This window comes from Candidatus Caccoplasma merdavium (assembly GCA_018715595.1).
In the GTDB taxonomy this organism is placed as follows: Bacteria; Bacteroidota; Bacteroidia; order Bacteroidales; family UBA11471; genus Caccoplasma; species Caccoplasma merdavium.
This window is the reverse complement of record DVLI01000010.1, coordinates 13,448-34,677: the sequence shown is the minus strand read 5'-3', so window position 1 is coordinate 34,677 and position 21,230 is coordinate 13,448. Positions and strand designations below refer to the sequence as shown.

The following is a 21,230-nucleotide window of genomic DNA, read 5'->3' as shown; positions in this document are numbered from 1 at the left end:
ATCTGAGTTTTTTATTATTTGCGTCGTGTGCACACCACCTGATTCTTATATTTAAGGTTGATGATGCTGTACTTGTTCCACCCGCACTTCGAGAAGGCTTGTTCGTAGAGGCATCTGAGATTGTCGAGTTTCTCTTCGTAAGCCGTGAGCTTACCCATCAATATGCGATGGTCGCCCACCCGGGGGGTGAGTTCCACGTTTTGGTGAGCGTCGACATATATCTGCTCGACCTGCGCCCGCCAGAAATCATTTTTTTGCAGGAAACGGGCAAAGGGATAAAGTGTCTCCCGGGCATAGGCCGACGAGATGTGTCCGGTGGCAACCGGGACGGCAACCGCCTCGGAAAGATTGGCAGGCATCAACTTGCCGTGCTCATCGAGAAAATAGGCGGCGCTGTCGCCCAACACGCGCAAGATGGGAACCCGCTGCGAAATATCGACCCGCAACAGTCCCGAAGGCGTCTTGTAACAACGCACCTCCTCGATGAGCCGGTTCTGGTAAAGCTGCTCTTCGAGGTCTTCGGTATTGATGTCTTGGAGCAAGGTATTCTCATCGGCCTTGATGTACTTGGAGAGATGAGCCGCCACCTCGGCCGCCGTCACATATTGAGCCCGCGCACTGTCGACCACCGTCACGCTGAACCCCTTGTAAAGGCGATGACGGGCGGCAGCATTCCCCCATGCCAGCGATACCAGCAGGTAGAGGGAAAACAAGGCGGCCAATATGTAGGTAAAAAAGCGTTTCATCGAGCGAGTATCTCTTCTTTTATGGCCGGCAGCAAACGGTCGATGTCGCCGGCTCCGAGTGTAATAAGGACTTCAAAGTTACGTTCTTTTATCGTTTCGAGCAACTTTTCTTTGGAACAAAGCGCTTTCTTTTTGCAATTTACCTTGTCGAAGATGATGCGGGAAGTGACACCCGGTATCGGTTGTTCGCGGGCCGGATAGATGTCGAGCAGTATCAACTCATCGGCCAAGGAGAGCGCCGCCGCGAATTGATCGCAAAAATCGCGGGTTCTTGTATAGAGATGGGGCTGGAAAATGACCGAAATCTTTTTGTCGGCATACAGGGCCCGCAGCGAGGAAAGGCTGGCTTTTATCTCATCGGGGTGATGGGCATAGTCGTCGACCAAGATCGTCTTGCCCTCGCGTATCCAAAAGTCGAAACGTCGCCGGGCTCCGGCAAAACTCTTCATGGCCCGGCGCATCTCGTCGGGTGTGACGCCATTGAGCCAGGCCAAGGCCATGGCTGCCACGCCGTTCTCGATATTGACCCGCACGGGCACCCCCAGGTCGATGTCGGCAACCACCCCGCCGGGATAGACCCAGTCGAAGAGTATCTGCCCGTTGCCCATGCGGATATTCCGGGCGTAGAAGTCGCCGCCGTCATCGAGCGAATAGGTATACAGGCGCACGCCCTCGGCAAGTGCAGGCTGCAAAGGCAAGCCTTTTTTCAAAATCAAGACCCCGTCGGGGCGTATGAGGGAGGTGAAATGGCGGAAACTTTCGAGATATGCCTCATAGGTGCCGTAGATGTCGAGGTGGTCGGCATCGGTGGCCGTAATGACCGCCATATAGGGTTGCAGGTGATGGAACGAGCGGTCATACTCGTCGGCCTCCACGACGACCAAATCGCTCTTGTCGGAGAGAATCAGATTGCTGTCGTAGTTTTTCAGAATACCACCGAGGAATGCGCTGCACCCCACCGACGACTGGGCCAACATGTGGGCCGCCATGCTCGACGTGGTGGTCTTACCATGCGTACCGGCGACACAAAGCCCGCGACTCGCCCGGGTAATCAGGCCCAAGAGTTCGGCTCGCTTCACCACCGTAAAACCGTTTTCACGGAAATAGGTAAGACCGGCATGACTATCGGGGACGGCCGGGGTATATACGACCAGCGTCGTCGCCGCGTCTCTGAACGGGGCGGGAATCAACTCGACCGATTCGTCATAAAAGAGTCGCGCGCCCTCCTTTTCGAGTGCCGAGGTGAGCGTCGAGGGTGTTTTGTCATATCCGGCCACGACATAGCCCTTTGCCAGACAATAGCGCACGAGTGCGCTCATGCCGATGCCTCCGGCACCGACAAAATAGACCGATGTGTAGGCTGTCAAGGCTTTCATTTCGATTTCCTTTCTGCTACGATTCCGAGGATAATGTCGGCAATGCGCGCGGCCGAGTCGCGTTGCGCCAGTTGGAGAATGCGCTCCTGCATCTTGGCGAGCAGTGCCTCATTCTGCACATTTTCGATGGCGGTATCGATGAGGCGGTTCTCGGCTTCACGGTCGGGAATGAGCAAGGCGGCACCTTTCTCCGAGAGCGCCATGGCATTCTTGGTCTGATGATCCTCGGCCACATTGGGCGAAGGCACCAGAATGGCCGCTTTACCCAAGAGGCAAAGTTCGGAAATAGACCCGGCTCCGGCGCGCGATATGACCAGGTCGGCGGCTTTATAGGCCATATCCATGCGGGCGATAAAGGGCATCTGCACGACATGCGGATAGTTTTTCCCGGCCAACGCCGCTTTTACCGTCGCTTCATAATAAGCGCCGCTCTGCCATATCAGTTGCACCTCATCGCCGGGAATGCGGTCGAGAGCTGCGATGACACTGAGGTTGAGGGTGCGGGCGCCCAGGCTCCCCCCCACGACAAGAATGGTCTTCTTCTCCGGGTCGAGGCCGAAAAAGCCTATCGCCTCTTCACGCGTGCAGGTCGCCTCCTGCAACGACTGTCGCACGGGGTTCCCGGTGAGGACAATCCGTTCTTTCGGGAAAAAGCGTTCCATGTTTTCATAAGCGACGCATATCTTCACGGCTTTCGAGGCCAGGAGTTTGTTGGTCACGCCGGCATAAGAGTTCTGTTCCTGTATGAGGGTCGGCACACCTTGGCGGGCGGCAGCCCACAGCGTAGGGCCGCTGGCATATCCACCCACGCCCACGGCGATGTCGGGGTGGAATGTCTTGACAATGGAACGGGCCTTGCGAAGGCTCTTGAACAGCCGGAAGAGGACCCGGAAGTTTTTCCACAGATGGCTCCGCGAGAAGCCGCTGATGGGGAGCCCCACTATCTTATAGCCGGCAGCCGGCACCTTCTCCATCTCCATACGGTCCTCGGCACCGACAAAGAGGATTTCGGCATCGGGGCATTTTTCCTTTACGGCATTGGCTATCGAGACGGCCGGAAAGATGTGACCGCCCGTGCCGCCGCCGCTTACCAGCATTCTTATTTTTCCTGACATGGCATATTCTTTATTTATCTGACATCTGAGCCGGGTTGGGAGCCGAAATATCGCCCGTCTCCTCGACCTGAGGCTCAACAACTTCTTCGTTCTTTCCCGCCTGACGGGCATAGCGGCTCACACTGAGCATAATGCCGAAGTAGGCACTCGTGATGAGGAATGAGGTACCGCCGCGGCTCACCAACGGGAGCGGCTGTCCCGTCACCGGAAGCAACCCCACCGAGACACCCATGTTTATGAGCGCCTGGAAGGCTATCATCATGGCCAGCCCCGTAATGAGGAAGGCCGGATAGGCTTTCTCGCACCGTCGGGCTATCACCCCCGCTCGCAAGAGCATCGACATATAGAGCAACATGACGACGATACCGCCAACCATGCCCATCTCCTCGATGATAATGGCATAGATAAAGTCGGAGAAAGCCTGAGGCAGAAAGTCGCGTTCGCGGCTGTTTCCCGGGAAAACACCGAAGAAACCGCCGTTGGCCACGGCCATATAGGCATGTTGCGGCTGATAATTGAACTGGTCGATTTTCTCTTCATAGGCGGGCTTTCCCCAATTCTCGGCAAAACGTATCGTACGCGCCCCGATGGTGGAGAGTCGCGAATCGCCCAAGACCGGGAACGGCTCCTTATGTTCGCTTTCATACTCGAACACCTTTACCGAAACGGGGATTATCACCGCCAAAGCAGCAAGCACAATGGCTACCAATACAACCAGCTTCTTGGTTTCGACGCCGGCCACCATCATCATGCAAAAGCCCACGAGAGCCAGCAGGACCGAGGTGGAAAAGTTGTCGACGAAGATGAGGAACCAAAAGACGCCTATCACGATAAGGCTCCACTTGAAGGCATCGGGCGTGACCTTTCCGGTCTCCTTGGAACGGAACTTAGCCAGGATAAAGGCCAGTGTGATAATGGTAGTCAGCTTGGCCAGTTCCGACGGCTGTATCGACACGCCAAAAATATTGAGCCAACGGCTGGCATCGTTCACATTCGAACCGAAAATATCGACCCAAAGCATGAGCACGAGCGAGATGGGCATCAACAGCAGCATCAGCAACTTGCACCACTTATAATGCAAATTGTGCATGATGACCACCAATGCCGTACCGGCCAGCACAAACGAAATCTGCCGCATGGCCGGGCCCAGGAAATCACCCCCCCGACGGGTGAGGAAACTCGATGAGCTATACACCTCGACAATGGAGATGAGGCACAACAGGAAGTAGACTCCCCACAGGAAACGGTCGCCCTTGAATATGGTATTGTTATCGTTCATTCCACACGCTCCTTTCGCTGCTGTCGGTTATAAATTGCGCACGCACTCCTTGAACTGGCGGCCCCGGTCTTCGTAACTCTTAAAGAGGTCGAAGCTGGCGCAACAGGGTGAGAGCAACACCGTATCGCCGGGTTCTGCCGCGGCAAAAGCCTTGTCTACGGCCTCTTTCATCGACAGGGCATCGCCGGCCATCGTCACCTTTCCATCGAAGAAATCGTGCAACTTGCGGTTGTCGACGCCCAGGCACACGATGGCCTTGACCTTCTCGGCCACAAGCGACTCGATTTCGGAATAGTCATTCCCCTTGTCCTTGCCGCCGAGAATGAGCACGACGGGGGTCGTCATGCTTTCGAGGGCATACCAGCACGAATTGACGTTGGTGGCTTTGGAATCGTTGATAAACGACACGCCGCGCACATCGGCCACCTTTTCGAGACGGTGTTCGACGCCCTTGAAGTCGGACAGCGCTTCGCGCACCTTCTCTTTTCTGATTTCGAGAATGCGGGCCGAGATGCCGGCCGCCATCGAGTTATAGAGGTTGTGCCGGCCGGGCAGGGAGAGTTCGGCCTCGTCCATATCGAAAAACTCACCGGGGGTTTCGATGCAGAGACGCTCGTTCTCGACATAAGCCTTTGTCCCCTCTTCATGAGTATCGGCAAAGGGGTACAGACGTGCCTTCAAGGGGTGTTTCGACAGCTCCCGGGTGATGACGGGGTCGTCGTTCCAAAAGACGAAAGCATCATCTTCGGTCTGGTTCTGCGTGATTCTGAATTTGGCATTGACATAATTCTGCATGTCATAGCCATAACGGTCGAGATGGTCGGGCGTGATATTGAGCAGCACGGCAATGTCGGCCTTGAAACGGTACATGTTGTCGAGCTGGAAACTGCTCAACTCGATGACATAGTAATCGTGATGCTCGGTGGCCACCTGCAAGGCAAGGCTCTTGCCCACGTTACCGGCCAATCCCACGTCGAGACCGGCCTTTTTCAAAATATGATAGGTGAGCAACGTCGTGGTCGTCTTGCCGTTGCTGCCGGTGATGCAAATCATGCGGGCATCGGTATAGCGGCCGGCAAACTCGATTTCGGAGATAATCGGGGTGCCCTGCTTGACCAACGCCTCGACCATGGGAGCCGTCTCGGGTATGCCGGGGCTCTTCACCACTTCATCGGCCGAGAGGATTTTCTCGGCGGTGTGTCCACCTTCTTCCCACTCGATACCATATTCGTCGAGCAGGTTTTTATAAACTTCCTTGATTCCTGACATATCCGAGACAAATACGTCGAAACCCTTGACTTTTGCCAAAACGGCGGCACCGGCTCCACTTTCGCCGGCACCCAATACGACCATGCGTTTGTTCATATTCATTTTTCCTTATCGCATTTTCAAAGTTACCAGCGTCAATGCAGCCAAGATGATGCCTATAATCCAGAAGCGTATCACAATCTTCGACTCGGGTATCGGTGCAAAGGGCTTTTTCCACAAGGCGTCGATGCTCTCGCCGGCTTTCTGGAAATGGTGATGCAACGGCGCCATCTTGAAAAGTCGCCGTCCTTCGCCATACCGACGTTTGGTGTATTTAAAATAAGATACCTGCATGATGACCGAAAGGCTCTCGACCAAGAAAATGCCGCACAACAACGGAGTGAGCAGCTCCTTGTGTATGAGCACGGCAAAGACACCGATAATGCCTCCTATGGTGAGGCTGCCGGTGTCGCCCATGAATACCTGTGCCGGGTAGGCGTTATACCAGAGGAAGCCGATGGTAGCCCCGATGAAGGCCATCGAAAAGACAACCAGCTCCTCACTCCCGGGTATATACATGATATTGAGGTAGGAGGCATAGGCTATGTGGCCCGAGAGATAGGCCATGATGGCCAGTGCCGCCCCGATGATGGCCGACGAGCCGGTAGCCAGACCGTCGAGACCGTCGGTGAGATTGGCGCCGTTCGAGACGGCCGTCACCACGAGAATGGTGACCAGTATGAAGATAATCCAGCCGGCCGTCTGGGCATGGTCGCCGAGGAAAGGCACCAGGTCGGCATAGTCGAAGTTGTTGTTCTTGACAAAAGGTATTGTCGTCTGTGTCGACTTGATATTCTCGGGGAGGTACTGCACCTCGGCCGTGTCGTCTTTCTGCACCGTGATGTTCTCGCGTATCACCGCATCGGGACTCAGATAGAGCGACACGCCCACGATGAGGCCCAGCCCCACCTGACCGAAAATCTTGAACCGCCCGTGCAGCCCCTCCTTGTTGTGATATTTGAGTTTCATATAGTCATCGAGGAAGCCGATGGCACCCATCCACACGGTCGTGACAAGCATCAAAATCATGTAGAGGTTGTCGAGACGTCCCACCAGCAGGCAGGGCACCAGTATCGAGATGATAATGATGATACCGCCCATCGTGGGGGTACCCTTTTTGCTCATTTGGCCTTCGAGACCGAGGTTGCGCACGATTTCACCTATCTGCATGCGCTGCAAACGCGAGATGATGCGCCGACCGATGATGGTCGAAATGAAAAGCGACAAGATGAGCGCCATGCCCGAACGGAACGAAATATACCGGAACACACCCGTTCCGGGTATGTCCCACTCATCGAGCAACTGAAACAATGGATATAGCATGATTCTTCTCCGGTTTTACTCATTAAACAGGCGTTCCACCTCTTCGCGGTCGTTGAAGTGGTGTTTCACGCCCTCTATCTCCTGGTAGTCTTCATGGCCTTTGCCGGCGACAAGCACCACATCGCCGGGCTGAGCCAGCTGGGTGGCCGCGCGTATGGCTTCGCGGCGGTCGGCAATGACCAGTGTCCGACGGCGCTGCGCCGCATCGAGGCCGGCCAGCATGTCGTCGAGAATATCCTGGGGCTTCTCATAACGGGGGTTGTCCGACGTGAGGATTACCTTATCGCTCCACTTGGCCGCCTCTTGGGCCATGAGCGGACGTTTTCCCTTGTCGCGGTTGCCTCCGGCGCCCACCACGGTGATGACATGCCCCCGGCGACCCACCACCTCGCGTATCGACGTGAGGACATTGGTAAGCGCGTCGGGCGTATGGGCATAGTCGATGATAGCCGTGTATTTCTGCGGGGCGTGCAACGTCTGGAAGCGTCCCGAAACCGGGACCAGCCGGCTGAGGGCTATCAGCACCTTCTCGGGATTCTCTCCCAAAAGGCAGGCCGCGCCATAGACGGCCAGCAGATTGTAGGCGTTGAATTTGCCCACAAACTGCACCTCCACCTCCCGGCCGTTCACTTCGAGCGTCGTTCCGTCGAGGCGGCTCTCGATGATGCGGCCCTTGTAGTCGGCCAGTGTATTCAGGGCATAAGTGTGCTTGGCGGCACGGGTGTTTTGCAACATGACGGCGCCGTTTTTCTCGTCGGCATTGGTAAGGGCAAAGGCATCTTGCGGCAGGTCGTCGAAGAAACGTTTTTTGGCTTTGAGATAAGCCTGCACGGTCTTATGATAGTCGAGGTGGTCACGGGTGAGATTGGTAAAAATACCTCCGGCAAATTCGAGGCCGGCGATGCGCCGCTGGTCGACCGAGTGCGAACTCACCTCCATGAAGGCATACCGGCAACCGGCATCGACCATCTCGCGCAGCAAGCGATGCAGGGTGAGAGGGTCGGGGGTGGTGTGGTCGGTCGGGATAGCCCGGTCGTCGACATAGTTGCACACGGTCGAGAGCAACCCCACCTTCTCGCCAAAGAGGCGAAACATCTCATAGAGCAGCGTGGCAATGGTGGTCTTGCCATTGGTCCCGGTCACACCCACCAAGGTGAGTTGTCGCGACGGCTCGCCATACCAGGCCGAGGCCAACAGACCCAATGCTTCCCGGCTCTCGGGGGTCACGACATAGGTGACAGCCGGCGAAAGCTCGGCCGGCAACTCCTCACACACGATGGCCGCAGCCCCTTGGGCCTCGGCTTTGGAGATAAAGGTGTGCCCGTCGACCGAGACACCGCGCACGGCCACAAAAAGCGAGCCGGCAGCCACCCGGCGCGAGTCGGCTTCGACAGACGATATTTCGACCGCGTCGTTTCCCACGATGCGGGACACATGCAATTCGCGAAGAAGATTTTTCAGTTGCATACTCTCTCTTTTACTTCAATATGATGGTTATTTTGTTTCCCCGATAGACCCGGCGACCCACAGGCAACGACTGGCGCACCACCTTGCCCTGTCCCTCGACATTGACCCGCAGGCCGACCCGTTCGAGCAGATAGATGGCATCGCGGGCTCCCATACCCACGACATCGGGCACCGTGACGCGATTGGGTTCGATGCGATTCATGACAATGGTATAGTCGTGCGAACGTACGGTCACCCAGTCGTCTTCATTCTCGCCCGACGGTTCGGGAGCCACAAAGGGCAAAGAGAGGCGACGGCACACATAGGTCGCGTCTTCGAGGTTTCCTTTCTTGATGGTGGGCATCTTGGCAAAGACCGTGTCGGGAGCAAGGGTTTCCTCACCGGGGAGGAAACCGCGGGCATACATCTCCTCGGCCACCGTGCGGAGCACGGCTCCGGGCATGGTACCGCCCGAAGGATAACCGATGCGGGGCGCCGACACGACCACGATGCCCGAATATTTGGGATTCTCGGCCGGGAAATATCCGCAGAACGATACGCGGTGGCGCACGATGTTGCCTTTATACCCGGCTTTCCCCTGGTGGATTTGCGCCGTACCGGTCTTCCCGGCAATCTGCACATAGTCCGAACTTACCGCCTTGCGGCCATGCGCCGTGCCTTTCTGCACGACATCGGCCAGCATCTGCTGAATCTCTTTCAGCGTTTGCGGTTTGCACATCTGCCGGGTGACCACCTCGGTCTCGAACTCTTCTTCCACATCGCCGTTTTCGCTGACGCCGGCAATGATATAGGGCTTTATCATCTTACCGCCATTGGCGATGCCATTATAGAACATGAGGGTATAGATGGGAGGAATCGTCACTTCATACCCGAAACTCATCCAGGGCAGGGAGAGTTTCGACCAGGCGGGATTGGGCTTGCCGTCGGCCGTCACGGGATATTTGATGACCGGAGCCAAGGCGCCGGGGATACCCAGGTCGACTTTCTTGTTGAGTCCTATGGCATAAAGGCCGTCGACAAATTTCCGCGGGTCGTTCTCAAACCCTTTCAAGACGATTTTCGAGATACCGATGTTTGACGAGTACCAGATGGTCTGAGCCGCCGTGAGATTTTCATATCCGCCCTTGCGATAGTTGTGGTCATACATCGGCTGACGGGCATAGACAAACTTGCCCTTTTCACCGTAAAAAATATCATCGGGACGCACCACGCCGGCGTCCAAAGCCACCATCATCGAAGCGGTCTTGAAGGTCGAGCCCGGTTCGATGAGGTCGCTCACCGCATGGTTTACCCCCTCCTTGTAGGAACCGTCGGCCTGACGGTCGAGGTTGGCGATGGCGCGTATGGCCCCCGTCTCCACCTCCATGATAATGGCCACCCCGTAATCGGCCTGCGTCTCTTGCAGTTTGTCGAGCAGGGCCGACTCGGCCATGTCTTGTATGTCGACGTCAATGGTCGTGAGAATATCTTTCCCGGCTACCGGCTTGCTGAGAATCTCCTCGACCCACTGCCACTGCACGCGCTGACGCACCCGCTTGCCGTTGGTACCCCGCAGCAAAGAGTCGCAGGCCAACTCCACGCCCGAGGCTCCGCCCCGGCTCTCCCCGTCTTCACGGGCGGCATACACACTGCCCACCGTGCTGGTGGCCAACTGGCCGAAAGGCCGTTCGCGGCTCAGCAGCTCTTCAAACACGAGGCCGCTCTTGTTGGAGTTTTTCTGATTGAAGAAAGGGTATTCGAGAATCTCTTTCATCTGCACATAGGAGATGCGGCTGTAAGAGAGACGGTAGTGACGGCGGTAACGGCTCGAAAAGCCGGCGCGCAAATGGGCTTTGTACTCCTCGGCCGTGCGGTCACCGGGCATCTTGGCCAACGCCCGGCACAAGGGGTCGAGATAGCGGTTGAAGGTATCGCGGTTGAAGCCGTCGGCCGCAAAATCCATATACATCGTATAACGGGGCATCGTCGTGGCCAGCAAGCGGCCATCGGCTGCCAAGATATTGCCTCGCGTCGCATAGACGGGCACCGTGTCGTAGAGCGGCTTTTCGGCCTTGGCCTGCCACCGGGCCCGTTCGAAGATGATCGTACGCGACATCTTGAAGAGAATGGCCACACACGCCAAAGCAATGGCCATGACAATCAACAAATATCTGAAATGCAACCCCTTACTCGTCATAAGACTCCCGTTTTAATGTGTACGAAGGGGTTTTGGCCGAACGAATATCGACCCCTCTCTCCTCGAAAAGTTTCTCGATGTGCGAAGGGCGGCTCACGCCGGTCAACTCCGACGATAAGGTCGTTGCCTCGTAGCGCAGCTCGGTCTCCCGCGTGCGCAACCGCTCTATCTCGGCCATTTTGCGATGGCAGCTATACCGGTTGCCGATGTAGCAGAACAAGAGTATCAACAGAATAAGACACGCCTTCCACTTGCGATAGAAGAAATCGAACGACACGATTTCTCCCTCGAAAAGTTCTTTCATGAAATGCACAAGACGAACCTGCGTCTTGGAAAGGGAAGCCTCATCGGAGGTCGGGATATTCTCTTTTGTTTCTTGATTCTCGTCCATATCTCTCATTCAGGTTTTTCGGCAATGCGCAATTTGGCACTGCGGGCTCTCGGGTTACGGGCCACCTCCTCCTCATCGGGCACAATCACCTTGTTGTTGACCGGCCGCAGGGGAGCTTCGATGCGGCCGAAGAAATCTTTCTCGGCACGGCCCTCGAAATTCCCGGTCTTGAAAAAGTTTTTCACCAGGCGGTCTTCGAGCGAATGGTAGGTAAGCACCGCGATGCGTCCGCCGGGACGCACCAGTTCGCTGGCCGAGAGGAGCATGCGACGCAACGCCTCCATCTCGTGGTTGACCTCGATGCGCAACGCCTGAAAGAGTTGCGCCAGTTCTTTCTTCTCCTGACGTCTATCGATATAGGGCATGACGACATCGACCAACCGGGCGGTCGTGTCGATTTTCTGCACGCGTCGGGCCGAGACAATCGCCTCGGCTATGCGACGGGCCGTGCGCAGCTCCCCATAGAGGTAGAACAGGTCGGCCAACTGCTCTTGTGTGTATTCTTCGACAATATCGGCCGCCGTCGTGCGGGCACGGCGGTTCATGCGCATGTCGAGCGCCCCGTCGAGACGGAACGAGAATCCGCGTTCCGAAGCGTCGAAGTGATGAAACGAGACACCCAGGTCGGCCAGCAAACCGTCGATTTGCTCCACGCCGTGGTAACGCATGAAATTTTTGAGGAAACAGAAATTGCTTCGCACAAAGGTGAACCGGGGGTCATCGATGCGATTGGCGCACGCATCTTCGTCCTGATCGAAAGCATAGAGATGCCCGCCCTCGCCCAGACGGTCGAGTATCGCCCGCGAATGTCCGCCTCCGCCAAAGGTCACGTCGACATAAGTGCCATCGGGTCGCAAGGCCAATCCGTCGATGCAGGCGTCAAGCAGTGCAGGTATATGATAGACAGAAGATTGCATCAATTTGTTCGAGTAGATGTTTTAGTGGGTAAAAGTAGTAAGAAAAACACGGACGCACACCATATTTTCTATTTTTTTTTCAACAATTTTCTCAACAGTCATGCACACCCGTCAAGAAGCGACAAAATCCACAAAACGAGGGCAAAACCGTTTGAAAAATACATTTTTCTTTATTTAAAAAGTCTTATTCTATAAAGAATCACTATCTTTGTCCGTTTTTCCAGGTAAACGATGGACGAAAAAAAGATTTTATACGTTGACGTAGAAGAGGTTGTGAGAAAGAAATCGCCGCGAATCGCGCGAAAGATTCCGCGTTTTGTCTTCAACTACATCAAGCGCACCATTCAGGAAGACCGCATCAACCGCTTCTTGAAGACCTACCCCCATGTGCGCGGCGTCGACTTCGCCGAGACCCTGCTCGAATATCTCGACATCACCGTGCGTCTCGACGGAGAAAAGAACATACCCGAGAAAGGCCGTTTCATCTTTGCCTCGAACCACCCGCTGGGCGGTCTCGACGGCGTAGCCCTCATCGCCGTGCTGGGGCGGAAATACAATCGCGACATCAAGTTTGTCGTCAACGACCTGCTCATGGCCATCGAGCCCCTGACAGACAATTTCCTGCCCATCAACAAATACGGCAAGCAAGACAAGGACAAGGCCGACGCACTGGGCAAAGCCTATGAAGGCAACGGGCAGATGGCCGTCTTCCCGGCCGGCCTCGTTTCGCGCCGACAAGGAAACGAAATCAAAGACCTCACCTGGAACAAGGCATTCATCGCCAAAAGCGTACAATACCAACGCGACATCATTCCCATCTGGTTCGAAGGATACAATTCATCTTTCTTCTACCGCTTTGCCCGTTGGCGCAAACGACTGGGGCTGAAATTCAACATCGAGCTGATCTACCTGCCCGACGAGATGTTCCGCAGCGAGAAGAAAACCTTCACCATACACTTTGGCAAACCCATTCCGTGGCAGACCTTCGACAACTCCAAAACCCGCATGGAGTGGGCCCAATATGTCAAAGAACAAGTTTATAGCATCAGAGACAGTCTAAACAAACCCAAACGGATATGAAAGAAATCATTGCCCCCATTGAACGAGAAAAAATAGAGGCCGAACTCACGCCCGAACGTTTTCTGCGCACAACCAACAAGGGGGGAAACGAAATCTATGTCGTCGACTACAAGAATGCCCCCTACACCATGCAGGAGATAGGCCGGTTGCGCGAAATCGCATTCCGGACGGCCGGCGGAGGTACCGGGAAGGAGACCGACATCGACATGTACGACACGATGGAGCCCCCCTGTCAGCAACTCATCGTGTGGGACCCCGACGCCAAAGAGATTCTCGGCGGATACCGCTTTATCCTGGGTGAAAACATGCGGTACGACCAGGAAGGACGTCCCATTATCGCCATCGCCCACATGTTCGACTTCTCGCCGAAATTCATTCAGGAATATATGCCCCACACCATCGAGTTGGGCCGTTCGTTTGTCTCGGTCGAATACCAGTCGACCCGCGCCGGAGCCAAAGGGCTCTTCGCCCTCGACAATCTGTGGGACGGGCTGGGAGCCCTTATCGTCATCTACCCGCAAATCAAATATTTCTTCGGCAAAGTGACCATGTATCCCACCTTCTCGGTCAAGGGCCGCAACATGATACTCTACTTCCTCAACAAGCATTTTGCCGACACCGAGCACCTCGTATGGCCCCGCACCCCGCTCGAAACCAACAGCGACTATGACGAGTTGCGGCGCATCTTCCCCGAAGGGAACTCGTTCAAAGACGATTATAAGATACTCAACCAGGAGGTACGCGCATTGGGCTTCAACATTCCCCCGCTGGTCAACAGCTACATGAGCCTGTCGCCCACGATGCGCATGTTCGGCACCGCCATCAACGACGAGTTTGGCGACGTCGAAGAGTCGGGTATCCTCATCGCCATCGACGAGATACTCGAAGAAAAAAAGAAACGTCACGTCGACACATACGAACGATAAAAAACCGCGATTTCATCGAAAAAAAGCAGGCTTGACTCCGTAGGAGACAAGCCTGCTTTTTTTCGGACAGCCCCGTTCAAAACGCACGGTCCTCATAGGCTTCGATGGCCTCACGCCATTCCTGCGAAATGACCTTGGTCGTCCCGCTCTTGAAATCGAAGCCCACCAGCACCGTTTCACAATTGGCCTTCACAGCCCCGGTCTTCACATCGACAATCTGTTGCAAAAGTTTCACGCTCTTGTTCCCGATGGAGAGCGTCGTGGTCTGCACCGCTATCTCATCGTGGACAAAAATCGGCAGCAGGAAGTTGGCATTCACATTGGCAATCACCAGGTCAATCTCTTGCAGCTGCGTCATCTGCGGGCGCAAAGCCGCAAAATAGTTCACTTTCCCGAGATCATAGAAGGTGAAATAGACCGAGTTGTTGACATGCCCCAGCGGGTCGATGTCGTTAAATCGCACCTGAACGGGCACGGTATGCTTGAATAGAGGTTGTTGTGTCATATCGTTTCTGTCGGATTATCGGAATACAATATCATTTATCACCTTCCGCCCCATTTCCTCGTTGAGCCGTTGCAACAGCGAGGCTTTGCAGCTCAACAGTTCGTTCCGCAACACGGCCGAGGAGAGCGTGACATACATCACCCCCGACCTCACCTGCACCCGCGTGGTGTACTGGGTAACGGCCGGGCCGAAAATCTCGCGCCACAACACCGCCGCCTGCGTCTCGTCGAGACGGCGGTCGATGTGCAGGTCGGAGAGAATCTGCGGGAGCAGCTCGCTGAGGCGTTGGGGGTCTTTCCGTTGCATGGGGTCACTCTCCTATCACGCTGAAATCGCCGTTCTCAACCTCGAACAGGCGATAATCGCCTCCGGTGCGGCGCACGATGGCATCGAGATATTCCCGGTTGGTATCGGTTACAAAAATCTGCCCGAAGCGGTCCTGCGAAACCAAGGCAATGATGCGTTCCATGCGCCGGGCGTCGAGCTTGTCAAAGACGTCATCGAGCAGGAGCAGCGGACGGGTATGCCCGTTGCGGCTGAGGTAGTCGAACTGGGCCAACTTCAACGCAATCAAGAACGTCTTGTTCTGCCCCTGCGAACCGATGCGCTTCATCGGATAGTCGCCGAGCATCATTTCGAGGTCGTCCTTGTGCACGCCGCGAGAGGTGTAGCCCAGTATGAGGTCGCGTTCCCGCACCTCGGCCAACAAATCGCGGAGGTCGCCCCGCTCGATGTGCGACACATAGGTAATGCCCACCGGCTCGTCGCCGCCCGAAATGGCATCGTAGAATTCCTGGAAGACAGGAATAAACGCAGAAAGGAACGCTTTCCTCGCCCGGTAAATGTCGGTCGCGGCAAAAGCCATCTGCTCCTCCCAGATTTCGTAAAGGGCGGGGTCGGTCATCTCTTGTTTGAGCAAGGTATTGCGTTGCAGGAGCGCCTTGTTGTAGCGTATGAGCTTGTCGAGATAGGCTTTGTCGAACTGGGAAATAACCATGTCGAGAAAACGGCGACGCTCCTCGCTCCCGCCTTGTATCAACTCGGCATCGGCCGGAGAAATCATCACCAGCGGGATAAGCCCGATGTGGTCGGCCAACCGGTCATACTCCTTTTTGTTGCGCTTGAACACCTTTTTCTGGCGCCGCTTCATGCCGCAATATATCTCTTCGACGGCACCCTCCCCCTCATAAAGGCCCTGCAACAGGAAAAAATCCTCCCCGTGGCGAATGTTTTGCGAGTCGACCAGCAGCGTAGAACTCTTGCAGAAAGAGAGATAATAAAGCGCATCGAGGAGATTGGTCTTCCCCATACCGTTGTTCCCCAAAAAGCAATTAAGGCCGGGCGAAAACGACAGGTCGGCCTGCGCGATATTCTTGAAATTGACAATCGACAATCGGGAAAGAATCATGTTGAAAACCTTTTTTATACGACACAAACGTACATAAACTTTTTCATTTTACCGCGGCTGCCCGCCAGAAAAATAGGGTTTGTCGCCTCATCTGCAACCGGGAAAAGCAAAAAAACGGGTCGATTTTTTTATTATTAAAGATAAAAGCGTACTTTTGTCTGCTCAAATCAATTATCCTGCTATTAAAACGACAAAAAAATATGGCACAAAAACAAAACACCCCCGACGAAATCGATAAAGTGAACGAGGTACTCTCCTCTTCGGAACAATTTATCGAGAAAAACCAAAAAGGCATTTCCATCGTGATACTGGTCATTGTCATCGCCGTAGGCGCATGGCTGGCATTGCGTCACTTCTATTTCGAACCTCGCGAGGCAAACGCCTATGCCGAGATGTTCAAAGGAGAATTTTACCTCGATACCGACTCCTTCGCCTTGGCCCTCAACGGTAACGGCGCCGACTACATCGGCTTCGAAGCCATCGTCGACGACTACGCCCACACCGACGCCGCCAATCTGGCTGCCGCCTATGCAGGCATCTGCCACTTCAACCTCGGCAATTACAGCGAAGCGCTCAATTACTTCAAAAAATTCAAGGCCGACGACAAATTCGTTTCGCCGAACGTCTTGGGCATGATTGGCAACTGCTACGCCAACATGGACCAAATGAGCGAAGCTCTGTCGACATTTGAGAAAGCCGCAAAAAAAGCCGGCAATGAGCTCTTCTCGCCGTTCTACCTGCAAAAGGCCGCCACCATCGCCGAAGCCATGGGCAACTACAACAAGGCCCTCGCCCTTTATAACCAAATCAAGAACGACTACGCCACCTCGTCGGTTGCCCGCGACATCGACAAATACATCGAACGCGCACAATCAAAACTCTAATATCTGTGCCGTAACGCACCAAAAGGGTACCTCGTGGAGATACCCTTTTTATGTATAATCACCTCACCCAAAACAAGAAAAGTCATGGCAACAGCCTATCAGAACCTCTCGGCCTGCGACAACAACACCGTACCCTATTCGCCGCAACTGCGCGTGGCCGTCGTTTGCGCCGAATGGAATGCCGACATCACCGGCCAACTCCTCAAAGGGGCTTGCGACACCCTCGAAAAACACGGCGTGAAACCCGAAAACATCTTCGTCGAGTATGTACCGGGGACCTATGAGCTCACCTTCGGAGCCCAACGCACCGCCGCCCACTACCGTCCCGACGCCGTCATCGTGTTGGGTTGCGTGATACAAGGCGACACCCCCCACTTCGACTATGTGTGCCAAGGCGTCACCGAAGGCACGACCCGCCTCAACGCCACACTCGACATACCGGTCATCTTCGGTGTTCTCACAACCAACAACAAACAACAAGCCCTCGACCGTGCCGGAGGCAAATATGGCAACAAAGGCGACGAAGCCGCCGTCACCGCCATAAAAATGGCCGCCTTCGCCGCCCGCATGAAATAAGCACGACACCGTCCATACGACAAGAGCCGCCACCGAAATCCATCGGTGGCGGCTCTTGCTATCATCCGGCCGGGAACAAACAACGGTCACTTCCCTTCCCGCATGCCATACAACGCCATATACTTCCACAACGGGGCCGCATGCAGAGCCTGCAACACCCCGTTGCAATCGAGCAACGCCCGCACCTCGTCGAGCGACAGGAGTTCGACGGCAATATCCTCGGTCGTTTCGAGATGCCGGGGAGCAACCGGCTCGACATTCCGCGCCAGATAACAATAAGTAAGGTTGGTGTGCGTCCCCGGATTGGGCGAGAGAATCATGAGCTCCTCCCACTCCCCGTTGCCATAACCCGTCTCTTCGAGCAACTCCCTCCGAGCCGAGTCGAGCGGCGAGGCATCATCGGGTTCACACACCCCCGCACACAACTCATACGACACCAGTCCCGCGGCATGACGGTACTGACGCTCAAAGACAAACTTCCCCTCGGTCGTAATGGCTATCACGTTGATCCAGTCGGGATACTCAAAAACATAATAATCGGGAATCTCGCTCCCGTTGGGCAACTGCACATGCTCGTGCCGCACGGTGAACCAAGGCTGTTCAGCAATATAACGACTGCTCAGCACACGCCACGGCTTTATCGGTTCTTCTTCCATAGACATAATTTTCAAGACAAATGATACCTGGGCAAAGATGCAAAAAAACAACGGCATCACCGCCCTATCGGCAAAAAACTTTCACGGTTCACAAAAAAGGATTATTTTTGTGTAAGAAGAGACAACAAACGGTCATGCAACGCCCCCTCAACGTAAAAAACGTCAAACAATTCTGCCTGCGCGAGTTCCGCAAAATACGGCACCGGAAAGGCTATGGCGTGCATTCGCCCTTTGCCTACGGGCTGATTACAAAAGTCATCGAAGAAAAATCGGGCTACTACGCCTACCAGCAAATCGAGGAGTTGCACCGGCTGCTCCACGACAAGCAGGATTTCAGCAAACGCAAAGGACGGTTGCTGTTCAGGTTGGCCAACCGGTTCAAACCACAATGCACCGTCGAGTGCGGCACCGGAGGCGGCTATGCCACCCTCTATCTGCAAAAAGGGTGCCCCTCGGCCCGCCACTTCTGCATCGAGCCCGACCCCATCGCCCGCACCGCCGCCGAACAGCTCCTCATGCGTCTGCCGGGAAAAGCCACCTACCTCAACCTGCCGATGCAAGCCGGGCTCGACCTCCTGCATGCCCAAGGAGAACAACCGCACCTCATCTATGTGCATGCCCAGCCCGACGCGGGGCAATGCCAAATCACCCTCGAACACATCGCCCCGCTGCTCAACGACAAAAGCATCATCATCATCGACGGCATCAGAAAAGGAAAATCGATTCACCGTTGCTGGGAAAAATTCCTGATGCAAAACCCGCAAATCAGGGCGACATTCGACCTCTGCAACATGGGCATCGCCATTTGCTACCCCAAGCTCAATCGGCAAAACTACATCGTTGCCTTCTAAAAAACAACCCACCACAAAAACCTTTGTGCCCACATCGGCATTATAACCCCAAAGAAACAACATGAAAAAAAGCAACCTCTACACCGGCACCGGCGACCACGGGGAGACCTCGCTCGTAGGCGGAAAACGCGTAGCCAAACAAGACCTGCGCCTCGAAGCCTACGGCACCATCGACGAACTGAACGCCCACATCGGACTGCTGCGCACCCTCCTGCCCGACAATATGCCCGACGACTCCCACCTGCTCCTCGACATACAACACCGCCTCTTCTCCATCGGCTCGCACCTCGCCACCGATACCGCCGACACCACCCTGCGCGAAGCCAGCCGCATCTATCCCGAAGAGGTAGAACGACTCGAACGCCGCATCGACCAGCTCGACGCCACCCTCCCCCCGCTGCGCAACTTTGTACTCCCCGGCGGCACCACCGCATCGGCCCAGACCCATGTGTGCCGCACCGTGTGCCGACGCGCCGAACGGCGCATCTGCGAGCTGCACGCGACCCACCCCATCGACCCCCTTTTATTGCAGTACATCAACCGTTTGTCCGATTATCTTTTCATTCTTTCGCGACAATGCAATTTTGCCGCCGGAAAAGATGAAATTTATTGGAATAAAGGTTGCAAATGAAAATATTTGTTCTACTTTTGCGGGAAAATTCAAAACCGTTCTAATCATTACTTATTATGTACTGGACTTTGGAATTAGCATCGAAACTCGAAGACGCCCCTTGGCCTGCCACCAAAGACGAATTGATTGATTATGCCATGCGTTCGGGAGCCCCCCTCGAAGTCATCGAGAACCTCCAAGAAATGGAAGACGAAGGCGAAATTTACGAATGCATCGAAGATATTTGGCCCGACTATCCCAGCAAAGAAGACTTCTTCTTCAACGAGGAAGAGTATTAATAGCCTTCAAAAGAGGCTCATCGAATGACCAGCTCCACAAGCGGAAAAAATCCGCTTGTGGAGCTGTTTTTTTAAGTGTCCCCTATTTGAACAGCTGGTCCAAGGCATCGTAAAATGCCAAATCTTCTCCTACAAAAATCTCATGTATGTATCCTCCGGGTGTGATGATAAGTTTGGTTGGGAATCCTAAAATTCCATAGACCATACTCAAATCTTTATCCGCATTGCATGTGCTGGGATTGTAAAGTTGTAACCATGGCATGCGATATTCTTCAAGTGCCGCGATCCATGTTTCGCGAGTATCCTGGCAATCTATACTGACAAACGTGCACTGTTCCCTGTACTTGGATTCATATTTTTTCATTTCAGGGATTCCTTGAAGGCAATAACCGCACCATGTCCCCCAAAAATCGAGTACCACCCACTTGCCTTGTAGTTGTGACAACTTCCAGTCTTTTCCCTGTGGGTCACAAAGGGTGAAATCGGGAGCTTTTGCTCCTTGTTTTATTTTTTCCCTGTCTTGCATGGTGGATATATAACGACAGGCATTGTCTTTGAGCTTTTCAATCAAAGGGCTCAGTTCGGAATGTAGTATTTTCATGTCAAGTACGTCACAGAGTGCCGGGATTGAATCGAGTGGAGCATATCGCAATATGATTCCCGCTGCCGGGCTGGACGAATGCTCCCGAATCCATCGGGCGGACTCCAACCTGCGTTGGTCGAAAAGTTGATTGTATGGCCGGAGAAGGCGTGTATCAGACGGGGAGGCTTCCAATAACAGGCACAAACTGTCAATCCTTTCGTTAATCGGGCGCAGTGTCTGCATGTAATCGGTTATTCCTTCTGCCATTTCCGAACCTGTTGCTCTGCATTGTAAATTATATTCGGTGCGTAGAATGTCTATATGTATGCGGTCATTGGGATAAATTGCCATGCGTATCGGGTGAGCCGGTCTTTCGTTTAGGCTGATGACATATAGTGATGGTTGCTTGTCGGGAATGAGGTTTATAATACCGTTTTGCATAAGGAGAGTATCGTAGATGATGCTTAAATCTTTGTCTCCCCTCAGGGTTGAGTAATTTTTCAATGGACAGTGACAAATAATTACCGTGTCATTGGTAAATTCCTTGAAAGTGATTTCGATTTGAGGTTGTGAACAGGCTACAAATAACCAACAGAATAGGGTAATACAGAAAGAATAATTTTTCATATTGTTTGTAATTAGCCGTTTTAGAGATAGCAATACACCTTTCCCGTAACTCATGTATTTTTTCTTGACACGCGCCGCAACTTGTTGCTGTGTTGGGAGCATCTCCGACTTCCATGTTCTACTTTTA

At 54.3% G+C, this 21,230-nt stretch carries 22 protein-coding genes; 7 read left to right on the top strand and 15 right to left on the bottom strand.

Annotated features, from left to right (window positions below; genetic code table 11):
* Positions 1-14: 14 nt before the first annotated feature.
* Genes IAD09_02850 through rsmH form a run of 10 tightly spaced genes read right to left on the bottom strand, consistent with a single transcriptional unit; the run spans position 15 to position 12,101 of the window.
* Positions 15-746 (bottom strand): cell division protein FtsQ, encoded by a 732-nt coding sequence (locus tag IAD09_02850; protein HIT81166.1) that lies wholly within the window; start codon positions 744-746, stop codon positions 15-17.
* A complete protein-coding gene (locus IAD09_02845; GenBank protein HIT81165.1) occupies positions 743-2,122 on the bottom strand; it encodes a UDP-N-acetylmuramate--L-alanine ligase in 1,380 nt (459 codons plus the stop codon). The genes IAD09_02850 and IAD09_02845 overlap by 4 nt, the downstream gene beginning before the upstream one ends.
* A complete protein-coding gene (gene murG, locus IAD09_02840) occupies positions 2,119-3,237 on the bottom strand; it encodes an undecaprenyldiphospho-muramoylpentapeptide beta-N-acetylglucosaminyltransferase (protein ID HIT81164.1) in 1,119 nt (372 codons plus the stop codon). Before murG ends, IAD09_02845 begins: the two co-directional genes overlap by 4 nt.
* Before the next feature lie 10 nt (positions 3,238-3,247).
* Complete coding sequence (locus IAD09_02835) at positions 3,248-4,516, bottom strand: FtsW/RodA/SpoVE family cell cycle protein (protein HIT81163.1); 1,269 nt, start codon at positions 4,514-4,516, stop codon at positions 3,248-3,250.
* Between the two features lie 27 nt (positions 4,517-4,543).
* Positions 4,544-5,881, bottom strand: a complete 1,338-nt coding sequence (murD, locus tag IAD09_02830; protein ID HIT81162.1) for a UDP-N-acetylmuramoyl-L-alanine--D-glutamate ligase — start codon at positions 5,879-5,881, stop codon at positions 4,544-4,546.
* Between the two features lie 12 nt (positions 5,882-5,893).
* Positions 5,894-7,147, bottom strand: coding sequence for a phospho-N-acetylmuramoyl-pentapeptide-transferase (locus IAD09_02825; protein HIT81161.1), 1,254 nt, complete (start codon positions 7,145-7,147; stop codon positions 5,894-5,896).
* Positions 7,148-7,162: 15 nt separating this feature from the next.
* Positions 7,163-8,614, bottom strand: a complete 1,452-nt coding sequence (locus IAD09_02820; GenBank protein HIT81160.1) for a UDP-N-acetylmuramoyl-L-alanyl-D-glutamate--2,6-diaminopimelate ligase — start codon at positions 8,612-8,614, stop codon at positions 7,163-7,165.
* Positions 8,615-8,624: 10 nt separating this feature from the next.
* Positions 8,625-10,790 carry a transpeptidase family protein gene (locus IAD09_02815; GenBank protein HIT81159.1) on the bottom strand — a complete coding sequence of 722 codons (2,166 nt, stop codon included), beginning with the start codon at positions 10,788-10,790 and terminating at the stop codon, positions 8,625-8,627.
* The gene (locus tag IAD09_02810) at positions 10,780-11,181 is read right to left on the bottom strand and encodes a hypothetical protein (GenBank protein ID HIT81158.1); all 402 of its coding nucleotides are present in this window, start codon (positions 11,179-11,181) and stop codon (positions 10,780-10,782) included. The genes IAD09_02815 and IAD09_02810 overlap by 11 nt, the downstream gene beginning before the upstream one ends.
* 5 nt (positions 11,182-11,186) lie before the next feature.
* Positions 11,187-12,101: a 16S rRNA (cytosine(1402)-N(4))-methyltransferase RsmH gene (gene rsmH, locus IAD09_02805; GenBank protein ID HIT81157.1), complete on the bottom strand. Its 915-nt coding sequence runs from the start codon at positions 12,099-12,101 to the stop codon at positions 11,187-11,189.
* Positions 12,102-12,329: 228 nt separating this feature from the next.
* Between rsmH and IAD09_02800 the strand changes: the two genes are divergently transcribed.
* Both IAD09_02800 and IAD09_02795 read left to right on the top strand, forming a co-directional pair.
* A complete protein-coding gene (locus tag IAD09_02800) occupies positions 12,330-13,178 on the top strand; it encodes a 1-acyl-sn-glycerol-3-phosphate acyltransferase (GenBank protein HIT81156.1) in 849 nt (282 codons plus the stop codon).
* On the top strand, positions 13,175-14,104 hold the full coding sequence (locus IAD09_02795) for a GNAT family N-acetyltransferase (GenBank protein ID HIT81155.1): 930 nt from the start codon (positions 13,175-13,177) through the stop codon (positions 14,102-14,104). Before IAD09_02800 ends, IAD09_02795 begins: the two co-directional genes overlap by 4 nt.
* 76 nt (positions 14,105-14,180) lie before the next feature.
* Here IAD09_02795 and IAD09_02790 read toward each other — a convergent pair whose 3' ends face one another.
* The 3 genes from IAD09_02790 to IAD09_02780 are packed head-to-tail and all read right to left on the bottom strand — an operon-like array spanning position 14,181 to position 16,017.
* Positions 14,181-14,609: an acyl-CoA thioesterase gene (locus IAD09_02790; protein ID HIT81154.1), complete on the bottom strand. Its 429-nt coding sequence runs from the start codon at positions 14,607-14,609 to the stop codon at positions 14,181-14,183.
* 15 nt (positions 14,610-14,624) lie between these two features.
* Positions 14,625-14,915, bottom strand: coding sequence for a DUF721 domain-containing protein (locus IAD09_02785; GenBank protein HIT81153.1), 291 nt, complete (start codon positions 14,913-14,915; stop codon positions 14,625-14,627).
* Between the two features lie 4 nt (positions 14,916-14,919).
* A complete protein-coding gene (locus tag IAD09_02780) occupies positions 14,920-16,017 on the bottom strand; it encodes a DNA replication/repair protein RecF (GenBank protein HIT81152.1) in 1,098 nt (365 codons plus the stop codon).
* A gap of 200 nt (positions 16,018-16,217) precedes the next feature.
* Between IAD09_02780 and IAD09_02775 the strand changes: the two genes are divergently transcribed.
* Complete coding sequence (locus IAD09_02775; protein HIT81151.1) at positions 16,218-16,901, top strand: tetratricopeptide repeat protein; 684 nt, start codon at positions 16,218-16,220, stop codon at positions 16,899-16,901.
* An 84-nt stretch (positions 16,902-16,985) separates the two neighbouring features.
* Positions 16,986-17,477 (top strand): 6,7-dimethyl-8-ribityllumazine synthase, encoded by a 492-nt coding sequence (locus IAD09_02770; protein ID HIT81150.1) that lies wholly within the window; start codon positions 16,986-16,988, stop codon positions 17,475-17,477.
* Positions 17,478-17,563: 86 nt separating this feature from the next.
* On the opposite strand, the gene IAD09_02765 is transcribed toward IAD09_02770, so the two are convergent.
* A complete protein-coding gene (locus IAD09_02765) occupies positions 17,564-18,133 on the bottom strand; it encodes an NUDIX hydrolase (protein HIT81149.1) in 570 nt (189 codons plus the stop codon).
* A gap of 107 nt (positions 18,134-18,240) precedes the next feature.
* Between IAD09_02765 and IAD09_02760 the strand changes: the two genes are divergently transcribed.
* From IAD09_02760 to IAD09_02750, 3 genes are all read left to right on the top strand, one after another.
* Complete coding sequence (locus IAD09_02760) at positions 18,241-18,984, top strand: hypothetical protein (GenBank protein ID HIT81148.1); 744 nt, start codon at positions 18,241-18,243, stop codon at positions 18,982-18,984.
* 61 nt (positions 18,985-19,045) lie between these two features.
* Positions 19,046-19,615, top strand: coding sequence for a cob(I)yrinic acid a,c-diamide adenosyltransferase (locus IAD09_02755; GenBank protein ID HIT81147.1), 570 nt, complete (start codon positions 19,046-19,048; stop codon positions 19,613-19,615).
* A gap of 56 nt (positions 19,616-19,671) precedes the next feature.
* Positions 19,672-19,893 carry a DUF2795 domain-containing protein gene (locus tag IAD09_02750; protein HIT81146.1) on the top strand — a complete coding sequence of 74 codons (222 nt, stop codon included), beginning with the start codon at positions 19,672-19,674 and terminating at the stop codon, positions 19,891-19,893.
* A gap of 82 nt (positions 19,894-19,975) precedes the next feature.
* On the opposite strand, the gene IAD09_02745 is transcribed toward IAD09_02750, so the two are convergent.
* Positions 19,976-21,205, bottom strand: coding sequence for a TlpA family protein disulfide reductase (locus IAD09_02745; protein HIT81145.1), 1,230 nt, complete (start codon positions 21,203-21,205; stop codon positions 19,976-19,978).
* Positions 21,206-21,230 lie beyond the last annotated feature (25 nt).

What these genes read in the sequence shown, in the direction of transcription:
- IAD09_02850 (HIT81166.1), bottom strand. Translation starts at nt 746, where the DNA reads ATGAAACGCTTTTTTACCTACATATTGGCCGCCTTGTTTTCCCTCTAC.
- IAD09_02845 (HIT81165.1), bottom strand. Translation starts at nt 2,122, where the DNA reads ATGAAAGCCTTGACAGCCTACACATCGGTCTATTTTGTCGGTGCCGGA.
- murG (HIT81164.1), bottom strand. Translation starts at nt 3,237, where the DNA reads ATGTCAGGAAAAATAAGAATGCTGGTAAGCGGCGGCGGCACGGGCGGT.
- IAD09_02835 (HIT81163.1), bottom strand. Translation starts at nt 4,516, where the DNA reads ATGAACGATAACAATACCATATTCAAGGGCGACCGTTTCCTGTGGGGA.
- murD (HIT81162.1), bottom strand. Translation starts at nt 5,881, where the DNA reads ATGAACAAACGCATGGTCGTATTGGGTGCCGGCGAAAGTGGAGCCGGT.
- IAD09_02825 (HIT81161.1), bottom strand. Translation starts at nt 7,147, where the DNA reads ATGCTATATCCATTGTTTCAGTTGCTCGATGAGTGGGACATACCCGGA.
- IAD09_02820 (HIT81160.1), bottom strand. Translation starts at nt 8,614, where the DNA reads ATGCAACTGAAAAATCTTCTTCGCGAATTGCATGTGTCCCGCATCGTG.
- IAD09_02815 (HIT81159.1), bottom strand. Translation starts at nt 10,790, where the DNA reads ATGACGAGTAAGGGGTTGCATTTCAGATATTTGTTGATTGTCATGGCC.
- IAD09_02810 (HIT81158.1), bottom strand. Translation starts at nt 11,181, where the DNA reads ATGGACGAGAATCAAGAAACAAAAGAGAATATCCCGACCTCCGATGAG.
- IAD09_02800 (HIT81156.1), top strand. Translation starts at nt 12,330, where the DNA reads ATGGACGAAAAAAAGATTTTATACGTTGACGTAGAAGAGGTTGTGAGA.
- IAD09_02795 (HIT81155.1), top strand. Translation starts at nt 13,175, where the DNA reads ATGAAAGAAATCATTGCCCCCATTGAACGAGAAAAAATAGAGGCCGAA.
- IAD09_02790 (HIT81154.1), bottom strand. Translation starts at nt 14,609, where the DNA reads ATGACACAACAACCTCTATTCAAGCATACCGTGCCCGTTCAGGTGCGA.
- IAD09_02785 (HIT81153.1), bottom strand. Translation starts at nt 14,915, where the DNA reads ATGCAACGGAAAGACCCCCAACGCCTCAGCGAGCTGCTCCCGCAGATT.
- IAD09_02780 (HIT81152.1), bottom strand. Translation starts at nt 16,017, where the DNA reads ATGATTCTTTCCCGATTGTCGATTGTCAATTTCAAGAATATCGCGCAG.
- IAD09_02775 (HIT81151.1), top strand. Translation starts at nt 16,218, where the DNA reads ATGGCACAAAAACAAAACACCCCCGACGAAATCGATAAAGTGAACGAG.
- IAD09_02770 (HIT81150.1), top strand. Translation starts at nt 16,986, where the DNA reads ATGGCAACAGCCTATCAGAACCTCTCGGCCTGCGACAACAACACCGTA.
- IAD09_02765 (HIT81149.1), bottom strand. Translation starts at nt 18,133, where the DNA reads ATGGAAGAAGAACCGATAAAGCCGTGGCGTGTGCTGAGCAGTCGTTAT.
- IAD09_02755 (HIT81147.1), top strand. Translation starts at nt 19,046, where the DNA reads ATGAAAAAAAGCAACCTCTACACCGGCACCGGCGACCACGGGGAGACC.
- IAD09_02750 (HIT81146.1), top strand. Translation starts at nt 19,672, where the DNA reads ATGTACTGGACTTTGGAATTAGCATCGAAACTCGAAGACGCCCCTTGG.
- IAD09_02745 (HIT81145.1), bottom strand. Translation starts at nt 21,205, where the DNA reads ATGCTCCCAACACAGCAACAAGTTGCGGCGCGTGTCAAGAAAAAATAC.